The organism is Dictyobacter aurantiacus (assembly GCF_003967515.1).
GTDB lineage: Bacteria > Chloroflexota > Ktedonobacteria > Ktedonobacterales > Ktedonobacteraceae > Dictyobacter > Dictyobacter aurantiacus.
This window is the reverse complement of record NZ_BIFQ01000001.1, coordinates 1,396,899-1,417,714: the sequence shown is the minus strand read 5'-3', so window position 1 is coordinate 1,417,714 and position 20,816 is coordinate 1,396,899. Positions and strand designations below refer to the sequence as shown.

19 protein-coding genes are annotated in these 20,816 nt (G+C 53.1%); 12 read left to right on the top strand and 7 right to left on the bottom strand.

The window, feature by feature from the left end:
• Positions 1-43: 43 nt before the first annotated feature.
• On the bottom strand, positions 44-1,081 hold the full coding sequence (locus tag KTT_RS05740) for an NAD(P)-dependent alcohol dehydrogenase (protein ID WP_160145667.1): 1,038 nt from the start codon (positions 1,079-1,081) through the stop codon (positions 44-46).
• Positions 1,082-1,173: 92 nt separating this feature from the next.
• A complete protein-coding gene (locus KTT_RS05735) occupies positions 1,174-1,761 on the bottom strand; it encodes a TetR/AcrR family transcriptional regulator (RefSeq protein WP_126595066.1) in 588 nt (195 codons plus the stop codon).
• Between the two features lie 303 nt (positions 1,762-2,064).
• Here KTT_RS05735 and KTT_RS05730 point away from each other — a divergent pair, with 303 nt between their 5' ends.
• From KTT_RS05730 to KTT_RS05720, 3 genes are all read left to right on the top strand, one after another.
• Positions 2,065-3,597: a cellulose-binding protein gene (locus tag KTT_RS05730; protein WP_235845610.1), complete on the top strand. Its 1,533-nt coding sequence runs from the start codon at positions 2,065-2,067 to the stop codon at positions 3,595-3,597.
• A gap of 427 nt (positions 3,598-4,024) precedes the next feature.
• Complete coding sequence (locus KTT_RS05725; RefSeq protein ID WP_126595065.1) at positions 4,025-5,245, top strand: restriction endonuclease; 1,221 nt, start codon at positions 4,025-4,027, stop codon at positions 5,243-5,245.
• Between the two features lie 49 nt (positions 5,246-5,294).
• Positions 5,295-6,275: an HNH endonuclease gene (locus KTT_RS05720; RefSeq protein ID WP_126595064.1), complete on the top strand. Its 981-nt coding sequence runs from the start codon at positions 5,295-5,297 to the stop codon at positions 6,273-6,275.
• A gap of 124 nt (positions 6,276-6,399) precedes the next feature.
• Here the strand turns inward: KTT_RS05720 and KTT_RS05715 are convergent, their stop codons facing one another.
• Complete coding sequence (locus KTT_RS05715) at positions 6,400-6,750, bottom strand: hypothetical protein (RefSeq protein WP_126595063.1); 351 nt, start codon at positions 6,748-6,750, stop codon at positions 6,400-6,402.
• A 199-nt stretch (positions 6,751-6,949) separates the two neighbouring features.
• Between KTT_RS05715 and KTT_RS36045 the strand changes: the two genes are divergently transcribed.
• Positions 6,950-7,117, top strand: coding sequence for a hypothetical protein (locus tag KTT_RS36045; RefSeq protein WP_160145666.1), 168 nt, complete (start codon positions 6,950-6,952; stop codon positions 7,115-7,117).
• A 28-nt stretch (positions 7,118-7,145) separates the two neighbouring features.
• Here the strand turns inward: KTT_RS36045 and KTT_RS05710 are convergent, their stop codons facing one another.
• Positions 7,146-8,276 carry an ABC transporter ATP-binding protein gene (locus tag KTT_RS05710; RefSeq protein WP_126595062.1) on the bottom strand — a complete coding sequence of 377 codons (1,131 nt, stop codon included), beginning with the start codon at positions 8,274-8,276 and terminating at the stop codon, positions 7,146-7,148.
• A 322-nt stretch (positions 8,277-8,598) separates the two neighbouring features.
• Between KTT_RS05710 and KTT_RS05705 the strand changes: the two genes are divergently transcribed.
• The 5 genes from KTT_RS05705 to KTT_RS05685 all read left to right on the top strand — a co-directional run bounded on the left by KTT_RS05705 (position 8,599) and on the right by KTT_RS05685 (position 15,060).
• Positions 8,599-10,056 (top strand): response regulator, encoded by a 1,458-nt coding sequence (locus tag KTT_RS05705; protein ID WP_126595061.1) that lies wholly within the window; start codon positions 8,599-8,601, stop codon positions 10,054-10,056.
• Positions 10,057-10,460: 404 nt separating this feature from the next.
• Positions 10,461-12,098 (top strand): RecQ family ATP-dependent DNA helicase, encoded by a 1,638-nt coding sequence (locus tag KTT_RS05700; RefSeq protein ID WP_126595060.1) that lies wholly within the window; start codon positions 10,461-10,463, stop codon positions 12,096-12,098.
• Positions 12,099-12,221: 123 nt separating this feature from the next.
• On the top strand, positions 12,222-13,298 hold the full coding sequence (locus KTT_RS05695) for an ABC transporter ATP-binding protein (RefSeq protein ID WP_307720637.1): 1,077 nt from the start codon (positions 12,222-12,224) through the stop codon (positions 13,296-13,298).
• 33 nt (positions 13,299-13,331) lie between these two features.
• Positions 13,332-14,369, top strand: coding sequence for an ABC transporter ATP-binding protein (locus tag KTT_RS05690; protein ID WP_126595058.1), 1,038 nt, complete (start codon positions 13,332-13,334; stop codon positions 14,367-14,369).
• Between the two features lie 175 nt (positions 14,370-14,544).
• On the top strand, positions 14,545-15,060 hold the full coding sequence (locus KTT_RS05685) for a vitamin K epoxide reductase family protein (protein WP_160145665.1): 516 nt from the start codon (positions 14,545-14,547) through the stop codon (positions 15,058-15,060).
• Positions 15,061-15,102: 42 nt separating this feature from the next.
• On the opposite strand, the gene KTT_RS05680 is transcribed toward KTT_RS05685, so the two are convergent.
• Positions 15,103-15,900, bottom strand: a complete 798-nt coding sequence (locus KTT_RS05680) for an ABC transporter permease (protein ID WP_126595056.1) — start codon at positions 15,898-15,900, stop codon at positions 15,103-15,105.
• A gap of 4 nt (positions 15,901-15,904) precedes the next feature.
• Positions 15,905-16,873 (bottom strand): ABC transporter ATP-binding protein, encoded by a 969-nt coding sequence (locus tag KTT_RS05675; protein WP_126595055.1) that lies wholly within the window; start codon positions 16,871-16,873, stop codon positions 15,905-15,907.
• A 413-nt stretch (positions 16,874-17,286) separates the two neighbouring features.
• On the opposite strand from KTT_RS05675, the gene KTT_RS05670 reads away from it, so the two are divergent.
• On the top strand, positions 17,287-17,454 hold the full coding sequence (locus KTT_RS05670) for a lmo0937 family membrane protein (protein WP_126595054.1): 168 nt from the start codon (positions 17,287-17,289) through the stop codon (positions 17,452-17,454).
• Between the two features lie 313 nt (positions 17,455-17,767).
• Positions 17,768-19,270 (top strand): IMP dehydrogenase, encoded by a 1,503-nt coding sequence (gene guaB, locus KTT_RS05665; RefSeq protein ID WP_126595053.1) that lies wholly within the window; start codon positions 17,768-17,770, stop codon positions 19,268-19,270.
• A gap of 191 nt (positions 19,271-19,461) precedes the next feature.
• Here guaB and KTT_RS05660 read toward each other — a convergent pair whose 3' ends face one another.
• Positions 19,462-19,986 (bottom strand): N-acetylmuramoyl-L-alanine amidase, encoded by a 525-nt coding sequence (locus KTT_RS05660; RefSeq protein ID WP_126595052.1) that lies wholly within the window; start codon positions 19,984-19,986, stop codon positions 19,462-19,464.
• A gap of 443 nt (positions 19,987-20,429) precedes the next feature.
• Between KTT_RS05660 and KTT_RS05655 the strand changes: the two genes are divergently transcribed.
• Positions 20,430-20,795, top strand: coding sequence for a roadblock/LC7 domain-containing protein (locus KTT_RS05655; protein WP_126595051.1), 366 nt, complete (start codon positions 20,430-20,432; stop codon positions 20,793-20,795).
• The last annotated feature ends 21 nt before the right edge of the window (positions 20,796-20,816 follow it).

Below are 20,816 nucleotides of genomic sequence, written 5' to 3'. Positions count from 1 at the left end.
AAAGCCCTCAGCAGTAGTATAACATTTCTGAATTTGTGCAGATTTAATCCAATTCCCTGCCTTCCCATTGCCGAACCCGGTTGTTACAATGTTCATCCTCGACGGTTGTCTGAGCCAGTTTTTCGTCTACCACCAACACAAGCTTGCCACGTACTCGTCTGCTCTCGCTGCGGCGTTGTGCCTGGGCTGCCTGAAGCAAAGGGAAGGATTGTTCAATTACGGGACGGAGCTTGCCAGTGCTGATCCAAGCGCTTAATCTGGTCAGGTCGTCTCCGCTAGGACGGACGAAAACTCCCTTGAGACGCTTGCCCGTCGATTCAAAGCATGACAGAAATGTTTGCAGAGGATTGGCGAAGTTAAGATTGATGCTGACGACGAGGCCTTTTGGTTTGAGGATAGGGCGCCAGTGCTTAAACGGGAAGGCTCCGGCTGCATCGAAGATCACGTCGTAGTGGGTATCACTGGCCGTGATCTCGTTACGCGTGTAGTCTATGACGGCTTTTGCGCCGAGGCTTTTGACCAGCTCAATATTGCCGGTGCTACAGGCTGCCGTAACGTGTGCCCCCAGGTTGCGAGCAATCTGCACGGCGAACGAGCCAACCCCGCCAGAAGCGCCATAAATGAGTACCGACGAGCCATGGGCAACCTGTCCCTGATCGCGGAGAGCCTGCAAAGCGGTGAGGGAGGCCAGTGGGACAGCGGCCGCCTCTACATATGTGAGTTGTGGCGGGATAGGGGCCAGCACATCCTCGGCGACAGCGACGTATTGGGCATATCCTCCACCCTTAATACTTGGAAACATGCCATAGACAGCATCACCGGGGCGAAAGCGGCCTGTACCTGGTCCCATAGCGGTTACGATACCTGCGACATCACTGCCTGGGATAAAGGGAAATTTCAAACGCGCGAAAAAGCGCAGCTGTCCACTCCGTAGCACCCAGTCGGCTGGATTGACTCCAGCTGCAATGACTCGAATAAGTACCTGCCCGGATCGTGGAATGGGCCGTTCAGTTTCAAGTGTTTCGAGAACCTCTACGGTTCCATAGCGGCGGAAAGCAATAGCCTGCATCTTCTGTTCCATAATGAACCATCCTTTCATCATATATGACTCAGTACATCGATGAACGCCTTTTTTTCTACCTACATGTAGGTAGAAAAAGGGCGCAAAAAAATTTAGCGTTTCAACCAGCCAACAAGCAGCATATCAACCAGTTGTTGTCCGATCTTCTCGCGGGTGGCCGGCGTATATGACCCTGGAATGGCATGGACGCTCTGAATAAGCGTGACTAGAGCCATAGCAGCCAGATCAAGCTCGGCAAGGGCAATGCTGCCGGAAGCTTCTGCCTGCTGCAGAGCAACACGAATAGGTTCACGCAACGAATTGTAGGCAAGCTGGAGCAAGCGTTGTGCCTGCTGTTCTCCAATCTCGACCATATCGGCGTGTTGAATGCGCGCCATGTCAATCGGCGGCTGTGAGAGCAGCCAGCGGGCAACCGCAAAGAGCTGCTCGCGTAGATCATCCCCTGCTTGCCTGATTGCCTGTTCGAGCCCGGCGCGATGGCGAGAAAACGTGCGCTCCATCACAGCAATGAACAGTTGTTGCTTGCCCTCAGGGGCATAATAGTAGAGTGAGGCATGCCGCATACCGACCGCCATGGCAATATCGCGCAAGCGGACGGAGGCATACCCGCGCTCCGCAAACAACTTTTCAGACGCCTCAAGGATACGTGTATATGTTTCGTTATTTGGATTCTCAGTCATATTTTACCTACTTGTTGGTAGAATTATAACCACTTAGCTCCGCATTGTCAAGACCATGGTACTGCGAGAGTGCAGTTCATAATTTGCGGATTTGGGTTTCTTACATAGCGCTTTCTTTGCTTCAGATAAATTTTACCTGTTCTAGTACACCGGCGAGAAAGTGAGCAAAAACTGACAAAAAAAAGGCTTGTTCACCTCCTGAAAAGCCTGTACATTGAAGTCGTGTGGTAAAGCAGTGCGTTAGCTTTATTGCATTAAAATATGGCAGTTGTATGGGATCTTTAAGCAAAGGAGCGATCTTTTATGTCAGGGAAGGCCAGTTCTTACTACTTCTCTACACAGTGGTTGCGGCGATTGATTGCCTTGACCGCTGTATTGCTTGGTATGCTGACCGTGGCGATGGCGGTGCCCTTTAGCGCATCAGCCTCTTCCGCGGCAACCCTACCAGCGAAGATAACGGTAAATGCTCAGCAGGGGGTTGGGCATATCCCTGCTACAGCGCTGGGAGTTAACAATGCGGTCTGGGATCCTCATCTGCAGGATGCGGTGGTCCCTTCGCTATTGCGACAGGCGGGCGTCAGGGTGATGCGCTATCCAGGTGGATCAACCTCTGATACCTACCACTGGCAGACGAATACGATTGAGCCAAACAATACCAATGCTGGCGCCAATGACTTTGATGCCTTTATGCGCGTGGTCCATCAGACCGGTGCGCAGGCGATGGTTACCGCCAATTATGGATCGGGCACACCCGCTGAGGCGGCCGCGTGGGTGAAATACGCCAATATTACAAAACACTATCATGTTCAGTACTGGGAGATCGGCAACGAGATATATGGCAATGGCTCGTATGGCGCGAACTGGGAATATGACACGCACGCCCAGAAGGGTCCGGCCACCTACGCCAACAATGCGCTGCAGTTTATTTCGGCCATGAAGGCGGTCGACCCCACCATTAAGATCGGTATTGTGCTGACGATGCCGGGTGACTGGCCCGATGGAGTGGTTGCCAGCGGCGATACGCAGGACTGGAATCATACCGTGCTCTCGATCGTTGGCTCTAAAATGGATTTCGCCGCCGTCCACTGGTACGCTGATTACGCGGCTATCCCTGGCAATGAGTCGGATGTCGGTCTGCTTGGTAATACCGCGGCCATCCCCGGCAAGGTCGCAACCCTGCACTCGTTGATCAATCAGTACTGTGGCAGCAAGGCCGGCCAGGTCAAGATCGATGTGACCGAAACCAACTCGGTCCCTTATAATCCTGGCAAACAGACGGTGAGTGTGGTGAACGCCCTGTTCCTGGACGACGATTATATGACCTGGCTGGAGAACGGCGTCAATAACGTCGACTGGTGGGATACCCACAATGGTATCGTGACGTATGGCAATAACAGTCCTACCCTCTTTGGAGATACAGCGTATGGCGATTACGGCATGCTTTCGGCCGGAAACAGCGACGGTGGCGTGAGCGAGCCACCAGCCAATACGCCATTCCCCACCTACTATGGGTTGCAGATGGTCAGTCATCTCGTGCAGCCCTATAATCGTATGTTGACCGCCTCGTCCAATCAGAGCCTTGTCACGGTACACGCCGTACGTCAGCTCGATGGCAGTATCGCCGTGCTGCTGATCAATAAAGACCCGAATAACAGCTATAGCGTCGATCTGTCGCAGGCGCATCCAGGGCATGTCGCGGGCGCGACCGTCTACAGCTATGGGGCTAACAGCAGCGGCGGTATCACCGTCACCCATGTTATGGGCAATGCGGCTGCCAACGCGCAGACGATCGCTCCCTATTCTCTTACAACCGTCGTCTTTTCCGGCGATGACTGATTGTGAGTAGCTGTTTGCTACTCTACTTATAGCTAGAGTTCCCAAACAGATTGATGGCATTGCCCTATTGCAGTGCCATCAATCTGTTTTTTATGTAGAGAGATGTGTGATTGATAAACGTGTAGTATTATATTGTCCGGGACGTATATACGTAATTTGAGTGATAAAGAGGTAACGGCTATGACGAAAGAGAGGGCAGGGACCGTGGAGGTTTTTTGTGCGTATGACCCTGAGGATCAAACTTTTGCTGAAGAATTAGGGGAACATCTGGATAATTTGCAGCGGCAAGGGCTTGTCCCTCTCTTTTTCTGGTATAATTGAGAGTGCGCTTGAAGTCAGGCGTGGCGCGATTTCGGCCTGTAAGTTATGCACCAGGCAGAAGAAAGAAGGATCTGAAGAAGTAAGCAAAGGAATGTAGTAAACGGTTATGTCATCTTACCCGCAACCCCCCATTCAGCCTGATCTTAGACGCGAGCTGCGGATGCAGCTGCTGGCGATGTCGGCGCGCAGCTTCGAGTTTTTTGCCGGCAATTTTTTGCCCTATGCGGGCCTTGAGGATATCTCTGTCACCCGCTATGTTGGGGATGGTGGTATCGACGCCGAGGGTACGCTGGTGGCCGGGAGCTGGAAGCTCCCGCTTGGCATCCAGGTGAAGCGCTATCGCAACAATGTACAGCGACCCGATATCGACCGCTTTGTGGGTGCGTTGTCCGGCCGCTTCTCCAACGGCTTATTTGTCACCACCGCCGACTATGCTCGACAGGCGTTGCAGAAGGCGACCACCTCGGTCCCGCGCGTGCTGACCCTGAATGGCGAGCAGATCGTCTCTTTAATGATTGAGCACCGGCTCGGATTGAGGGCATCGCCACATAACGCGGAGAAGCTGGATATCGATGGCGACTACTTTGCGTCCTTTGAGGCCATGAAAAATCTATGGTCGGCCCGGATCAGCGAGTCGCCCGCGTCGTATAAGGCGCATGTCCAGCAGATGGCCAGCGACCAGCCGATCGACCTGAACCCGGACGAAGACCTGATCATGCTGAATACGCTGGGCTATGCCCTGCGCGTCGATCCGGCCCGGCTCCGACGCTGGGTGGAAGATGGGACCGTTGTTCCCGATGCTGTCCAGCCGCAGTCCTCTGGTCGCAGCAGCTATTACTTCAGGCGTGACCACATCGAATCTATCCGCCGAGCGCTAAACCTGGAACAGCGACCGGCGTCGAGCCAGGCCTGGAAGCAAGAATTTCTAGATTTTGCCAGGAGCCGCAACCTTTCCCGATCATATAAACCCGTGATGATCAAGGCCTTTTTCTCATTGGTAGACCGCGAAGGAAAGGTGAGCCTTGAAGACCTGGTACGCGAGTTTCGCAATATCTATGTGCAGTACGTCGAACTTGGTCAACCTCTAGAGCGCGCCGGTTCCTTAATGGTTCAGCCGTTGACGGCCAGCGATCAGGAGATCAAGCGGCTGATCGTGAATCATCCACTTGAGCGTTTCCTGATCAAGAACTTTATGGAATACGATCAGGAGCAGGGAATAGTACGTATCGCGCCGTACCTGTGGAGGGAACTGCTGCACTACGAGGTCATGGATGTGCTGGAACGCGCCGATGAGCAGATGCGCTATTACGTCTCGCGCGAAAATTAAGATTACCTGTAGATTAAATAGGGCAGGTGTATAGAAAGCAGGCTTTGGCATGGATGTCGTCGATCTTTCAAGGCAGGATATTGCTCATCAGTTACTGAAGATCAAGCAACGGCAAACCCCAACACCCGGTAAGCGGCAAGAGGATTTTAACAGCGTTGAGCTATTGATGTGCTATGGTCTTTTTTATATCCTCGACCCTCATCGATTTGGTGGGCGCAATATCCACCTGGTACCGGATGAATTGAATGTATTAGCTAGATTTTTTAAACGTAGTGTTTCTTCAATAACAAGCAAAATGCTCAATATGGATGGTTCGCGTGCACATGGTGGTAAAGATGAAGTCAGAATCTTTGCTTGCTTGTCTGCCTCCCCAGATGATTATATTGCCTTATATAAAGATGTGATACGTGTCGCTCGTGAACTTTTAATTGGAGAGGACCTGCTGCCTGACTTTTTAGATCTATTTCATGAGAAGGTAAGCGACGACACATTGCTACTTGGTCAGGACGAGTTACCAGTGAGTAATGCTTATCTGCTCAAGACGGAGGAGCATCGAATCAAGGAAGTTGCCACCGCATACGAACTGAGTAACGCTTTGACTGAGAAGATGTTCGAACGAAAAGTACGCATGGCGCAACATCGTTTTGCCAGCACGGTGTTGGGTAATTGCAAGGGGACCTGTGTTTTTTGTGGCTTTCAACCTCGTATGTTGGGAAAGAATAGTGGCCTCTTGCGTGCTTCCCATATCAAGCCATGGGCGAAGTCTAATGATGTAGAACGGACGGATGTGCGCAATGGTTTGACCGCTTGTGTGATACATGATGCAGGCTTTGATCAGGGGTATCTGACCATAGAAGATACTTATGTTATCCGCCGGGCAGCGACACTGCAGCAAAGCATCATCTCTGACCAGGTCACGGAACATTATTTTGGAAGTATCATGTACTCAACATTGCTGTTACCTGCGCTGGCCAAAAAACCTGCTCTACACTATCTTCACTACCACCGAGAGAATATCTTTCGTGGTTAATAGCAGTTGGGGGAGAGGTACCACATTGAGTAGGCCAAAGAATAACTAAATAGTTCCGGCATGTGCATATGCGCAAGCCGGAACTATTTAGTTATTCTTTGGCCCTGATTATATCGGTACGGAGCTAATCATTTTCGAAATCGGTACTCAGTGGCTTTCCTTCATCGTATGCTTGCTTCTGTTCTTGTCTGACCCGGCGGCCAGATAGGGGGCCAAGTTCGCTGGCGATTGCTCCATCGCCCAGGTCGGTATCGGCCTCTATATTTTCGCTGCCGGTCACGGATGGTTGCGGCTGGTGCTTGCGTTCGAGATCTTGTTTGACCGCTTCTGCATCCAGGTGGGATTTCCTGGTGGAGAGCTTGCCTAGCTCTTGCGCAATGCTATCGCCCAGATCGGCATCAACCTCAACATCATTGGTCCCTTTGATAGGTCGGGGAGCAGATTGTTGTTCGTGTGATTTATCCTGTTGGCTCATATTCCATATTCCTTTTCGCTAAAATCCGGGCATACAGGGATCTAATCGAGAGAAGCTGTTAAATAATGACACGAAAGAAAACCCATAAAGGTTTCTAGACACATTCTAAAAAATAAAGCTGCTCTTGTAGAATGATGATCTTCTGTGCGTAAAATAGATATTGTAAAGCATTTTTATATCTGGTCAAAGGGGCAAAGAGATGGAAAACCCTGGTCGTAAATGGGCGCTTCTGGGCATTGTCTGTTTTCTATTTAGCCTGATCACGTTATTTACGGGTTATTTTGGATTTAGCGCACTCATTGATATTTGTGGTTTTATCTCTCTTGTTATGTATCTTCGCACCCTCTCTAATCAGACGGAAGAATGAAGATCCGGTACCTGTGGAACGACGGATACTACCACGATGGAGGTGGCAGCAGCGTCCTGGCTGTGGGATGGAAGAGGCAGATATCAACTGGATGAAGGCCGATCTCTATGCGCGTACCGGTCTGGAGCGAAGGATGATGGATATCTTTCAGCTCGGCGACCAGGCTGGTCTGCTGCCCAACGCGGAGCTGCATGGTCCATTTTCCCATTAAGTGATCAATATGAGTGATCTGCGCAGGTATATGTATGTATCCACTGGCATCTGGCGATGGAGGTGTCAAGGTTGAGAGGATGGTATTGGGGCGAATGCCGAGAATGACGCTGGTTTGATTGGCGAGTTGCGCGAATGATGCTCGCCATGCTGGTGGCAGGATAAAGTTAAATCCATCAGCTTGAATGAGATAGCCTGTATCCGTGGCGTGCACGGATGCAGGAACTTGATTTAACCTGGGTTGATGTAAGTATTCAGCCACAAAGAGATTGGCTGGTCGGCGCAAAACCTCTTCTGGTGTCCCGATCTGCTGGATGCGGCCCTGATAAATGAGGGCCAACCGGGTCGCGATCGTCAGGGCGCTGGCAGGATGTTGCGTTGCATAGATGCTAATCGCCCCCTTGAGGCGATGTACCAGCTGTATGGCCTGTTGCGCGCGATGATGGGTATGCGGATCAAGTTGCGCCAGCGGCTCATCGAAGAGATAGAGATCGGCATCTCTGACCATAGCTCTGGCGATCACGACTCGCTGTATCTCACCTCCTGAAAGCCGCTTCACAGGCATCTTCTGAATATGCTGGAGCTCCAGAATCTCCAGGGCGCTTTGTACCTGCTGGTCGACTATTTTCTTTGACTGACGCCGGAAGCGCAGTGGCTGCGCGATATTATCATAAACGCTTAGCTGATTGGCGACCCCATATTTGTGCGACACCAGCGCCACTTTACGTGCTCCCCCTTTCATCATCCCGATATTGACACCATTGAGCCAGATCGTGCCCGCATCTGGCTGCTCAAGTCCGCTGAGCAAACGAAACAATGTTGTCTTGCCGCTATTAGAGGGTCCCGCCAGAACCAGAAAGTCATTGTTGCGCAAGCTAAAGCTTGTGTGGTCGAGCGCTATTGTTGTCCCGAAGCATTTCACGACATCCTGCACGTCCAGCATATTCATCACCTGTGGTCTCCCTTGATTCAGGTATGCATTGATGAAATTGTCTTTCGCCTTGAGTCACGATACCAGTGAATGATTCCATAATCCAAGAATATATTATAAATCAGGAGACGTCCCACAGTAATTTTTGGGCGTGAAGTGTGCCGCCGGGGTACTATCGTTCTATATCTTTATGGGCGACTATGGCTACTTTTCTCGTCAGATTGCTATTCGTGAGCCGACAATGTTATTGTATTCAGAAAGCATCTTGTGTTTTTTTCTGTAATATGCTTAGTATCTCTATCTAAGGCTAGCACTTTGACGAAATTTGGATTGATTGAGAATGATGGATGAGAAAAATACTAATGAGATGACCGGTACGCTGGCATTTGATGAGGAGCGGAATTGTCTGCTGTTAGATGGGCATGAATTGTCTAGCGGCGAGAATATAGAAATTTATGTCTTTGGCTCCTGGATACCAGGCCATGTCGCTATAGATGCGGCCGGCTGGTACCTGGTGACGCTTGACCAGGTCGGCATACGATTGCACGCTGGACTACTGGCGCGCTCCTGCGACTTTCGCTTTTCGCCGCAGATCGTAGCGCAGGCTGTTTCACAGCAGCAGCAACAGGCGCCCACTATTTTAATTGTGGATGATGATCCCGCACTGCTGCATGCATTACCCAGAACCATTTCACTGCGTCTGCCGCACGTGGAGGTTTCCACGGCCCAATCGGCCCCCATGGCGCTACAGTTATTAAAGGAAAAGCGCTACGATGCCATCGTGAGCGATATCAAGATGCCAGAGATGGATGGGCTGACGCTACTGTCGAAAATTCGCGAATCCCAGCCCGATACACCGACCATCCTGATTACCGGTCACGGAGAACACAATCTGGCGATCCAGGCTCTGCGTGGGGGTGCTTATGATTATATCCAGAAGCCCATTGAGCGCGATAACTTTGTGGCCGCCTTGCTGCGTGCTATCCAGACCTGCCAATTGCGCCGCCAGGTACAGGAACAGCAGCAGGCTCTGGAGCTTTACACGCGCTCCCTGGAGCGGCTGGTGCAGCAGCGCACAGAAGAGCTGGCCGAGGCACATACCACCAAGGATAAAGTACTCAGCCTGGTATCACAGGAGCTTAAAGAGCCGATCACGCGTCTGAAAAGCCTGACTCAGCTTTTACGCCAGAAATTAGAGGGCAGCGAGCTCTCCGAGATTGTGACCAGGAGTTTTAGTACCATTGAGGAGTCGATTGAGCGGACCGAGGCGCTGGTGCATGAACTACTCAACACATCCAGCATTGATACGCAGCGCTTCATCCTGCGCCGACAGCGCTGTGACCTGGCCCGTCTCTGCCATAGTATCTTGCAGGAAGAGACCTCCGATACTGATATGCAGCTCGAGCATCAGGGTCTGGCCGGACCATTGGAGGTGGAAGTCGATGAGAAGCAGATCCGCCAGGTATTGAGCACGCTCATCGACAGCACCCAGAGCTCGATCCGCCAGCAATATCCGACCACCATTACGTTACAACAGGTGGGCAAAGAAGCCATTCTCACCCTGCGCGACCAGGGTGCGCACTCACTGGGCGCGGGCTTTTACATTGCGCGCAAGATAGTGGAGCGGCACAATGGACACATGGAGATTCAAAATTTTCCGGACGATCGGCGCGCTCTTTTTATGAAGCTACCTCTCTCTGAAGACAATTACGCGCAGCGCCAGGATCTGACGTCTTCTATCCCACAAACCCACGCCATCTGGACCATCAGCTATGGAGATAGTGGCGCGTTAGCCTGAAATCCTCAGGCCTTATCTTCTCTTTATGCATGAGTTCATCTGTTTATCTTTATCATCCGTTTCTTATATATATAGTATTCGCGCTGGCTCTCTGAGAGTGTCTGACTCTCATCACCCTGGGGACATGAACGCCCCTACACATGCGTCCGCTACGCGGCCGCACTGGTTTTGTGTGTTGGTGCAACAGGGGCGCGAAAGCGCCCCTGCTGCACCAACACACCATGGATTTGTGAGCACCAGAGGTGCGAAAGCTCAAGCATGCTGCAGGCGATGATCATGAGAATCAGACACTGTCTAAACACATTGCGCAACACATGTGCTATGAGCCCGCGTCCCTCTTATTGCGATAACTATAAAAAATGTTGCAATGAAGCAAAAAACAATAGATGAAATGGATGACCGGGATGATTAGACGAAAGAGCACGCGTCAACTCGAGCGGATTACGCGTGAGAAATTTGGTTATGAAGAGCTACGGCCTGGCCAGGCGGCGGCGATCCGTTCGATTTTAGACGGTCAAGACACCATCGCAATTTTACCTACTGGCCTGGGTAAATCCTTGATTTACCAGGTGACCGCCCTGCTGCTGAAGGGTCCGGCGATTATCGTGTCGCCGTTGATCGCCCTGCAGCGCGACCAGGTAGAAGCGATAGAGGATCTCAATGTGGGGAACGCGGCTCTGATCAACTCAACGATGCGAGAGGCTGAGCGTGCGGAAGTGCTGGGGCGGCTCAAAAAGCGTGAGCTTAACTTTCTCTTTCTGGCCCCGGAACAGTTCAATAACGAAGATATGCTTGAGCAGCTAAAGGCCGCGCAGCCAGCGCTTTTCGTTATTGACGAGGCCCACTGCATCAGCGAATGGGGACATGACTTCCGACCTGAGTATCTACGCCTGAACTCTGTGATCCAGGCCCTCGGCCATCCAACGGTGGTCGCCTTGACCGCCACCGCCGCGCCCCTGGTACGTGAAGAGATCATCGAACGCTTGCAGATGAATGATCCGCAAATCGTCGTGCAGGGATTTGACCGACCCAATATCTGGCTGGGTGTTGAGAAGTTTCGGAGTGAGGCGGATAAGAGGAATGCCCTGCTGGAACGCGTCCTGGAAAGCGAGCGACCCGGCATCATCTATACCGCGACGCGCAAACACTCCGAAGAGATCGCCGGGGCACTCTGCGAACGAGGCGTCAAAGCGGCTTTCTACCATGCGGGAATGCGTGCAGTCGATCGTGAGCAGGTGCAGAACCAGTTTATGCATGACGAGATCGAGGTCATCGTCGCCACGGTAGCCTTTGGGATGGGCATTGATAAGCCGAATGTGCGCTTTGTCTATCACTACGATATCAGCGACTCGCTGGATTCATACTATCAGGAGGTGGGGCGAGCGGGCCGTGATGGTCTTCCTGCCAGGGCTATCCTGTTTTACCGCACCGAAGATCTGCGCATCCATCGTTTCTTCGCCGGTGCTGGCCGCATCGATATCGACCAGGTGGAACTGGTGGCTCGTGTCCTGCAAGAACAGACCGAGCCCGTAACCCTGCAGGCGCTCTCGGAGGAGACGCATCTTTCACGTTCAAAATTGACTGAAGCTCTGACGCGTCTGGAAGAGGGAGACGCAATCACCATCCTGTCCACAGGAGAAGTGATGTCCAATGGTCACATCAATAATCTTGATGAGGTGATGCAGGAGGCGATGGAGGCGCACCAATCGCGGCGCGAGTACGATCGTTCGCGCATCGAAATGATCCGTAGTTATGCCGAAGTCGGCGACTGCCGGCGCGAATTCCTTTTGAATTACTTTGGCGAAAGCATGGACAATCCCCCCTGCTATAACTGTGATAACTGTGACGCGGGCATCACGGTGACCGATAACGCCCAGCAGCCCTTCCCGATCAACAGCAAAGTCATGCATAAAAGCTGGGGCGATGGCATAGTGCTACGTTATGAAGGCGACAAAATGGTGGTGCTCTTCAATGAAGTGGGCTATAAAACCCTGTTTGTTGATCTGGTCGTGGAGCGTGGTATTCTCGCAGCTGCATCCTGAGTCTGAGATATACTTTCACTTTTTCTATCAGTCCGACGTCTCATATGATAGGGAATGTTTTTTTCTCTCGATAGCTCAACTCGTGTCGGGACGACAATCGTTGATAGCAAGGAGACGTATGATTTGAAGGAGTATCTCTTAGATGTACAGGACCTGAAGACACACTTCAAAACCAGGGCCGGCTATGTGCATGCGGTAGATGGCGTCAGTTTTGCGGTCAGGCCTGGTGAGAAGGTAGCGCTGGTAGGAGAGAGTGGTTGCGGCAAAAGCGTGACCGCCCTTTCTATTATGCGCCTGGTGCCCCAGCCGCCGGGTGAGTATATGGGCGGTGAGGTCTTTTTCGCCGGAAAGAACCTGCTGGATCTGTCCGAGAAGGCTATGCGTGGCATTCGCGGCGGACAGATCGGCATGATTTTTCAGGACCCCATGGCCTGCTTGAATCCCACCATGACGATTGGCAAGCAGATCGCCGAAGGGTTACGCATCCATCTGAAGCTGGGAAGTGGTGAGGCGCGCAGGCGGTCTATTGAGTTACTGGAGCAGGTGGGTATTCCAGATCCTCAGCATCGTGTAGACGCCTTTCCGCACCAGTTCAGCGGCGGCATGCGCCAGCGTGTGATGATCGCCATCGCTCTGGCCTGCAATCCCCGCCTGTTGATCGCCGATGAGCCCACGACCGCCCTTGACGTTACCGTGCAGGCCCAGATCCTCGAATTGATCAGCGGGGTCTGTAAAGACCTGGGCACATCGCTTATTTTGATTACCCACGATCTGGGAGTTGTAGCGGGGATTGCCGATCGCGTGGTCGTAATGTACGCGGGGAAAGTGGTGGAGGAGGGGCCGACCGACGAGCTCTTTGCTAATCCCCGCCATCCCTATACCCTGGGTCTGCTCTCTTCGGTGCCGCGCCTGGACGAAGCACGACAGCAGGAACTTAATACGATCGAGGGTTCGCCACCTGATCTACTGCGACCCCCCACGGGCTGTCCTTTTATGCCTCGTTGCTCATTTGCGCGCGCGGCCTGCCGAGAAATGCCCCCGTTGGAAGCGTTAACCGGCCAGCCGGCCCATCGTAAAGCCTGCTGGGCTGACGTGACCGATCCCAAACAGCAGAGCATGGCTCGTCAGCGTCAACAGGCGCGACGCCAGGCTTTACAGACGGTGTTTCAAACTGCTGGCGAGAAGGTTTCGCAGGGATGATAGTCATTTATAGGCTGAAAGGAGGTCGCGACGATGGCCGAGACAGCAGTGGGCAGCAAGGTGTTGCTTGATGTGCGCAACCTGAAGATGTATTTTCCTGTGACCCGGGGCATTATTTTCCAGCGTACCGTCGGAAACGTACAGGCGGTCGACGACGTAAGCTTTAGCATTGAGCGTGGTCAAACGCTGGGCCTGGTGGGTGAAAGCGGCTCCGGTAAAACCACGATTGGTCGCTCAATTATCCGTTTATATAAGCCGACCGCCGGCCAGGTGCTTTTTGATGGTCAGGACCTGGTAACGATGGATAGTGAGGCCCTGTGGAAGATGCGCAGGCAGGTCCAGATGATCTTTCAGGACCCCTTTGCCTCTCTCAATCCCCGTTTTACGATTGGCTCGTTGATCGCGGAGCCCATGCATATTTACCAGATGGGGGGCAAGCAGGAGATTCGCACCAGGACGGAAGAGTTATTGCGCCTGGTCGGTCTGCGTTCTGAGTATATCGACCGCTATCCCCATGAATTTAGTGGGGGCCAGCGCCAGCGCATCGCGGTAGCGCGCGCCCTGGCGCTGAATCCCGAGCTTATTATCGCTGATGAGCCGGTCTCAGCGCTCGATGTCTCGGTGCGGGCACAGGTCCTGAATCTGCTGCAGAGTCTGCAGCGCCGCTTCAACCTGACCTATCTGTTTGTCTCGCACGACCTGAGCGTTGTCCGCCACGTGGCGGACCGCGTGGCTGTTATGTACCTGGGCAGGATCGTCGAGCTGGCGGACCGAGATGAGCTCTACACAGCTCCCAAACATCCCTACACGCGTGCCCTGCTCTCGGCGGTTCCCATTCCGGATCCACGGATTGAGAAGAAGCGGCAGCGCATCATCCTGACCGGTGACCTGCCAAGTCCCATGCATATGCCAGCGGGTTGTCGTTTCCATACGCGCTGCCCTATGGCGCAGAAGATATGCCGCGAGGTGGAACCCGCATTCGAAGCCAAGGAAGGTCATGAGCATTACGCGGCCTGCCACTTCTCCGACCAGGTAACATCTCCTGTCGTAAATGAAGTTGTACAGGAATAGATAGATAGTCGTGATGAGATTCTCTACCGCGATGAAGCGTGTGCGTATATAAATGTATCAGAGCGGTAGAGAATTCATTGACAAGTGGTTGTGCTCGGTTTTATGCTATCCTGGTAGAGCATAGTGAGTAATGCCATCCTATACTAAGTTCAACATAGAGGCCAGCGAGGTTTGCATGACGTATTTTCGTAGCTATGGTGCCCAGTTTATCTATATGATTTTGTCGGTTGTTGGTGTAGCTATCTCCATTTATCTGACGATTGCCCACTATGATAAAGTGCCGGTTGTTTGTTCCACCAGTGGCATCGTCAACTGTGAACGGGTACTTTCGAGCTCATTCTCGGTCGTGCCGGGTACAACTATCCCCATCTCCGTGCCTGGCTTGCTCTGGTTTCTGGTAAGCGGCGCCCTGGCCTTTGCCGCCTGGAAGATCTGGTCGCAGGAGCGCCTGCTCAAAATCGTGGAAGCGATCTGGTTCGCCACTGGTGTGCTGACCGCCCTCTACCTGGTCTATGCCGAACTGGTTTACCTGCATAACATCTGCGCCTGGTGTACGGTTCTCCACATCATCATGCTGGTCATGTTCCTGGTTGCTGTGTTCCAGTTGACGCAGTCACAGGAGTATGACGAGGACTATTATGAAGATGAAGAGGAAGCCGAAGTGCCCCAGGTGAGTCGGCGCGCGAATTAATCACGCGCCGGTGCGAGGAGGAAGCGCCCGTGAGGGACGCACCTACTCCCATTTAAAGGTGCGAATCGCGACCAGCAGGATCACGATAGCCCAGAAGGCCAGCAGCAGGATAGGATAGAGCGGGAAGCTACCATGGCTGGACATCGTTTGTTGCAGGGCCTGTGTGAGCGCCGAGGCTGGTAGCAGTTGGGCAAGAGCCGCAAGCGGCGCCGGCAGATGGTCCAGTGGCAGGATGCCACCACCCAGCAGGATGAAGACCAAAAACAGCGCGTTCGCTCCTGCCAGCGTCATCTCCGCGCGGAGTGCGCCCGCCATCGCCAGTCCCAGGGCCGCGAAGGTGATGGTGCCCAGTGCGATCGAGAGCAGCGCGAAAGGCATTGAGCCGACCGGCCGCCAGCCGTAGAGCGCCATCGCCACGCCAACCAGCAGCAAGACCTGCACCACTTCCAGAACCAGTATCGAGATGATCTTGGCGATAATGAGTCCGCTGCGAGACAGTGGGGAACTGCCCAGGCGCTTGAGCACACCATAGTAACGTTCATAGGCGGTCGCGATACCCAGGTTGACCATGCCAGCGGCCATAATAGCGATAGCCAGGATGCCTGGTAGCAGGAACGATGCCGCGTTCTCGCCTGGACCAATAGGAATGATGCGCAGTGAGGCAAAGAAAACGAGCAGCATCACAGGAATGATCAGTGTGACCAGCACGTTTTCTCCGCGCCTGCTGGTGAGCAATAGCTCGAACTGCGTCTGCTTGAGGATCTGACGTCCTGTTGAGGCAGGCGCATTATTACGCTGAGCTTGTGTCGTATCTGTTGTTAATGATGAATGTGTGGCCATGATGTTAATCTCGTACCTCTGATCCAGTTAAGCGTAAGAAGAGATCTTCCAGTGAGCCGTGGCCTACGCGTAGCTCAGAGAGAGCGATGTTCTGATCTCGTAGCCAGGTGGTTAACTCCACCAGGAGCGTTGGAATGTTATCGGACTCAATGACGTAGCTCCCGGCACGTACCTCTTCCGCGCTTTTCGCCGCGGGTAGCGCCGCCAGTCGCGTGCAGTCCAGTCCTTCGGGCGCTACGAAGCGCACGATATTGGCGTTCTGGCCGCCGGTGAGGTTGCCCGGTGTATCCATCGCGATCAACTGACCATGGTCAATAATGGCGACGCGATCGGCCAGCCGCTCCGCCTCGTCCATTAGATGGGTGGTGAGCAGGATGGTCACGCCGCTGCGCTTCAGTTCGCGCACAATCTCCCAGGTCGTCTGGCGCGCCTGGGGATCCATGCCCGCCGTAGGCTCGTCCAGAAAGACCAGTTCAGGATTGCCGACCAGGGCCACTGCCAGCGCCAGGCGGCGTTTCTGGCCACCCGAAAGACGGCGACAGCGTGTTCTGGCCGCCGAAGTCAGTCCCACTCGTTCCAACAGCGCATCCACCGCCTGTGGTTGCGCGTAGTAGCCCGCGAACAGACTGAGCACCTCGCGGGCCGTCAGAGCGGGGTAGAGGCCATCCTGCTGCAGCATGACGCCGATGCGGGGCTTTAACGCCTGAGCCTGGCGCACAGGATCGAGTCCCAGCACGCGAATCGTCCCCTCATCGGGAGTCCGATAGCCCTCCAGGGTCTCAACCGTTGTCGTTTTGCCCGCGCCATTAGGGCCCAGCAGAGCGAATACCTCTCCGGGCTGAACCTGAAATTGTAAATGATCGACGACGCGATGCGCGCCGTAGCTTTTGCTGAAATTCTCAACGACGATGGCCGCGCCATCTGACGATTGCGGCTGTACCATATGTGTCGTTGTCTGCGTGTGAGCAGACATAAGAGCTACTCCTTAATATGTAACCATTTCATGGACGCGACCTGAAACACAGCGCCCAGGATCGCATCAACCAGAAATTAGAAATCCTTTGTATAAAGTACAGCAGTTTTGGCCAGATGACAAGCGTAGCCTTAGGATCGTAGAGTTTTTTGAAAGTAGCGCTTAGCGGGCTCAAGGGGCGGCTAGCCCCTTGCGGGGTGCGGGCGAGCATGCCGGGGGCATGATCATGTCCCCGCTTCCTCCTCCTTCCCCACTGCCGCCGAAGGCGGCATTTAAATGGTCCCGTTAAGATTGTACATCTATTTTGGTTCGTGAATCGTATATAAAGTGGTTACATAAAGAATGTTTCCACAAGTCATAATCGGAAAATACATTTTTGTCAGTTTTAACCTTTTTGTCAAAGGAGATACATCATGGTTGGTTTACTTTGGGCAGTAGCCGTTGTATTGTTCATCCTCTGGCTGCTTGGATTTCTCGTCCTGCACGTTTCCAGCGCATTGATTCACATTCTGCTGGTCATCGCCGTTGTCGTTATCATCTACAACCTGGTGATGGGTTCACGTGGTCGCCGCACCCTATAACTCTTAGTAAGCGACCATACAGATAGAAAAAGCTTCCCTGCCTATTTTATACGGGGGAGCTTTTTTCGTTATGGGAGTGCTGAATAGTGTCACGCCCCGATTACCCGCAGCCGAAGGGGCCATATTTTAAAGTCAGCCATGGGTATGAAATGATCTATTTGACGACCTCCAATTCTAGATGTTACACTATCAAAAATTATCGAGTAGATTTGTCTTAAAAGCAGTGCAGGTACTTGCCTGTTTTACCCGCCAAGGGACCAGTACACGTTAAGAATGTGTGCTGGTGTTTTTTATAAGGAGGATGTCTTAAACCATGTCTCTGGCACAAAACCCGGACTCCTTTGCCCAGAAGTTTGCCAAAGAAGGCCTCACGTTTGATGATGTGCTGATCATTCCCGCCGCATCTTCAGTTCTTCCCCGCGAAGTTTCCACCCAGACACGATTCACCCGTACAATATCCCTCAATATTCCGATTGTTAGTGCCGCTATGGATACAGTCACTGAAGCCCGTATGGCCATTGCTCTAGCGCGTGAAGGTGGTATTGGTGTAATACATAGTAATGCGTCCATCGAGTTCCAGGCTCAAGAGGTAGATAAGGTCAAGCGTTCTGAGTCTGGTATGATCACTGATCCAATTACCCTGGAGCCTGACGCTGCTCTCAATGAAGCGCTACAGGTTATGAAGCGCTTTCATATCTCTGGTATTCCCATCACTGAGGAGGGAAAACTGGTAGGCATCCTGACGAACCGCGACATGAGATTTGAAACGAATGTTGACCGTCCTATCTCCGATCTGATGACGCGTGAAAACCTCGTAACCGTCCCCGTTGGAACCACCCTGGAACAGGCTCGCGAAATCCTCCACCGCAGCAAGGTAGAAAAATTGCCCGTGGTTGATGATCATGGCATGCTCAAGGGCCTGATCACGATGAAGGACATTCAGAAGAAGATCTTGTATCCCAACGCCGCCAAAGACGAATATGGTCGTCTGCGCGTGGCTGCCGCCGTCGGTGTGGGTCCTGATTCGCTGGACCGCTGCGCCGCGCTGGTGGAAGAGGGGGTCGATGCGCTGGTAGTGGATACCTCGCATGGACATTCACGTATGGTTATTGAACGAGTGGCCCAGATCAGCGACCGCTTCGGCAAGAAGGTCCAGCTGGTGGCCGGCAATGTCGTCACGGCCGAGGCTACTGAGGCTCTGATCCAGGCCGGTGTCGATGCCGTAAAGGTAGGTATCGGCGCGGGCTCCATCTGTACCACACGTATTATCTCTGGCGTTGGTATGGCCCAGATTACCGCCATCTATGATTGTGCCGCCGTTGCCCGCCGCTACAATATCCCCATCATCGGTGATGGTGGTATTCAGTATTCAGGTGACATCGCCAAAGCTATCGTCGCCGGTTCTGACAGTGTTATGCTGGGTAGCCTGCTGGCTGGTGTTGATGAGAGTCCAGGTGAACTGATCATCTCCCGCGGTGAGCGCTTCAAAGACTATCGTGGCATGGGTTCGATCGGCGCCATGAAGCAGAGGAGCTATAGCAAGCACCGCTACTTCCAGGGCGAGGTAGACGAAACAGAACTGATCGCTGAAGGCATCGAGGCCCGTGTACCTTATAAAGGTATGCTGGGACCCCTGGTCTTCCAGCTGGTTGGCGGTCTGCGCCAGGCCATGGGTTATGCTGGATCGGCAACCATCAGCGACATGCAGAACTACGCGCAGTTTACCCGTATTACCAATGCTGGCCTGCGTGAAAGCCATCCCCATGACGTCATGATCACCAAAGAGGCGCCCAACTACGGCACCAAAAATCGCTAACAGGCGATCAAGTGGATCGCCAGCGTGGAGGCGCTGACGCCTCCATTCTCTTTTTATAGCTGGCATGGGAAATGCGCGTCCACGCGCATTTCCCATGCCAGCTATAAATATATGTGTTGTCGCGCAGGGCGCGTCCAGCTCCCTGCGCGACAACACATATATTTATGAGTACCGAAGGCGCGAGATGTATCCTATGAGGAAGCGTTCAGGAACGCAAAGAGTTCGTCCCAGGGATATGGACCGGGGCAGAAGCCGCGCATTACAGGATCCATCGAACGATGGCCCGTGATGCCACCGGAGGCATTGGCTTTGCGGGTCGGAATCTGGTGGCGCTCACAGATATGCTGGATGAGTAGAAAGCTGGCCTCCTTTTGAAGCTGCGTGAGCTCGTCGGAGTTGTCGCGATGAGGTTTGACGTGTTCAATCGAGATGGTAACATTGTTGGGATTGATGTCGCACGTCCACCAGGGATCGTGTCCGGCGGTGATGCCGCCGTTGCCCCAGGCGCCATCGTGCTCACGCACTGATTGGACGATCACCCCATCACGCCCGATAGTATAGTGGGTGCTCACGTCGGCCTGCTGAAAATAACGGCCAACCTCTTCCGCACTGGAAAAGCCAGCGGTCCCATGGACGATGATCCAGCGAGGTGTATGGCCTGCCCGATCCGGAAAATAATTTGGCGAAGGTAGCCACAAAGCCCCTGCTTCATCCATTTTCTGCCTCCCCTTTTAAACAAATATGTACCGACACGATGTTTCTGGAACATGGGCGTCCGCATACGTGATCGCCCCATTGTTTGTATAGAGTTGGTGCAATGTCACGAGGGGATGCAACTGCATCCCCTCGTGACATTGCACCAACTCTATACAAACAGGTGAGCGCCGAAGGCGCGAAAGGTATGGTGCCGTAGGCTCATAGAGAATATAATTGTAGCATATCGATGCGGTTGCTTAACGCGAAATGAGCTGCCACCCTGGTCGAAAGGGGCTATGCGGGCAATACATGGGGAAGAGACGTTGTTCGTCTGATCGTGATTGATCGACATTAGCCAAGATGTCCCATATGATTGCGCCTCGATAGATCATACGCTAGAATAACTAGGGTCTCAGACTCACTACCAAGAACAAGATGGCAACCGACCAGTGCGGAGGAATGAATGGTTGATCTAAAACAAATGCTGAGCCGCTTCTTAGCGATTCCCGGCGTGCGGCAAGCGATCCTGGTTGGCCGCGACGGCCTGATGATCGAGGGCATGACTCGTGAAGGGAAAGACGACATGGAGGCGGTAGGCGCGATTACAACGACTGGCTTTAGCGCCGCCGAAGCATTGGGGCAGGAGATAGGGCGTGGAAGCACTGTGGGGTTGCTCTTAGAATACGAAAATGGGTTAGTGAGTGTTGATCCCCTGGGTGATTTTGCCCTGTTGGTCACACTATCAGACAATGCCTCGAATATTGGTCGCGTACGCCATCTGGTTAAAGCGAGTCGCAATGAAATTCTTGAGGCCCTAGATATAGCTTAGCGCAGCATAAAATGGTGTATT

Excerpts from the sequence above, each read along its gene's own strand:
- KTT_RS05725 (WP_126595065.1), top strand. The coding sequence starts at position 4,025 with ATGTCATCTTACCCGCAACCCCCCATTCAGCCTGATCTTAGACGCGAG.
- KTT_RS05705 (WP_126595061.1), top strand. The coding sequence starts at position 8,599 with ATGATGGATGAGAAAAATACTAATGAGATGACCGGTACGCTGGCATTT.
- KTT_RS05740 (WP_160145667.1), bottom strand. The coding sequence starts at position 1,081 with ATGGAACAGAAGATGCAGGCTATTGCTTTCCGCCGCTATGGAACCGTA.
- KTT_RS05700 (WP_126595060.1), top strand. The coding sequence starts at position 10,461 with ATGATTAGACGAAAGAGCACGCGTCAACTCGAGCGGATTACGCGTGAG.
- KTT_RS05660 (WP_126595052.1), bottom strand. The coding sequence starts at position 19,986 with ATGGATGAAGCAGGGGCTTTGTGGCTACCTTCGCCAAATTATTTTCCG.
- KTT_RS05680 (WP_126595056.1), bottom strand. The coding sequence starts at position 15,900 with ATGGCCACACATTCATCATTAACAACAGATACGACACAAGCTCAGCGT.
- KTT_RS05730 (WP_235845610.1), top strand. The coding sequence starts at position 2,065 with ATGTCAGGGAAGGCCAGTTCTTACTACTTCTCTACACAGTGGTTGCGG.
- KTT_RS36045 (WP_160145666.1), top strand. The coding sequence starts at position 6,950 with ATGGAAAACCCTGGTCGTAAATGGGCGCTTCTGGGCATTGTCTGTTTT.
- KTT_RS05720 (WP_126595064.1), top strand. The coding sequence starts at position 5,295 with ATGGATGTCGTCGATCTTTCAAGGCAGGATATTGCTCATCAGTTACTG.
- KTT_RS05655 (WP_126595051.1), top strand. The coding sequence starts at position 20,430 with ATGGTTGATCTAAAACAAATGCTGAGCCGCTTCTTAGCGATTCCCGGC.
- KTT_RS05710 (WP_126595062.1), bottom strand. The coding sequence starts at position 8,276 with ATGAATATGCTGGACGTGCAGGATGTCGTGAAATGCTTCGGGACAACA.
- KTT_RS05675 (WP_126595055.1), bottom strand. The coding sequence starts at position 16,873 with ATGTCTGCTCACACGCAGACAACGACACATATGGTACAGCCGCAATCG.
- KTT_RS05685 (WP_160145665.1), top strand. The coding sequence starts at position 14,545 with ATGACGTATTTTCGTAGCTATGGTGCCCAGTTTATCTATATGATTTTG.
- KTT_RS05670 (WP_126595054.1), top strand. The coding sequence starts at position 17,287 with ATGGTTGGTTTACTTTGGGCAGTAGCCGTTGTATTGTTCATCCTCTGG.
- KTT_RS05735 (WP_126595066.1), bottom strand. The coding sequence starts at position 1,761 with ATGACTGAGAATCCAAATAACGAAACATATACACGTATCCTTGAGGCG.
- guaB (WP_126595053.1), top strand. The coding sequence starts at position 17,768 with ATGTCTCTGGCACAAAACCCGGACTCCTTTGCCCAGAAGTTTGCCAAA.
- KTT_RS05690 (WP_126595058.1), top strand. The coding sequence starts at position 13,332 with ATGGCCGAGACAGCAGTGGGCAGCAAGGTGTTGCTTGATGTGCGCAAC.
- KTT_RS05715 (WP_126595063.1), bottom strand. The coding sequence starts at position 6,750 with ATGAGCCAACAGGATAAATCACACGAACAACAATCTGCTCCCCGACCT.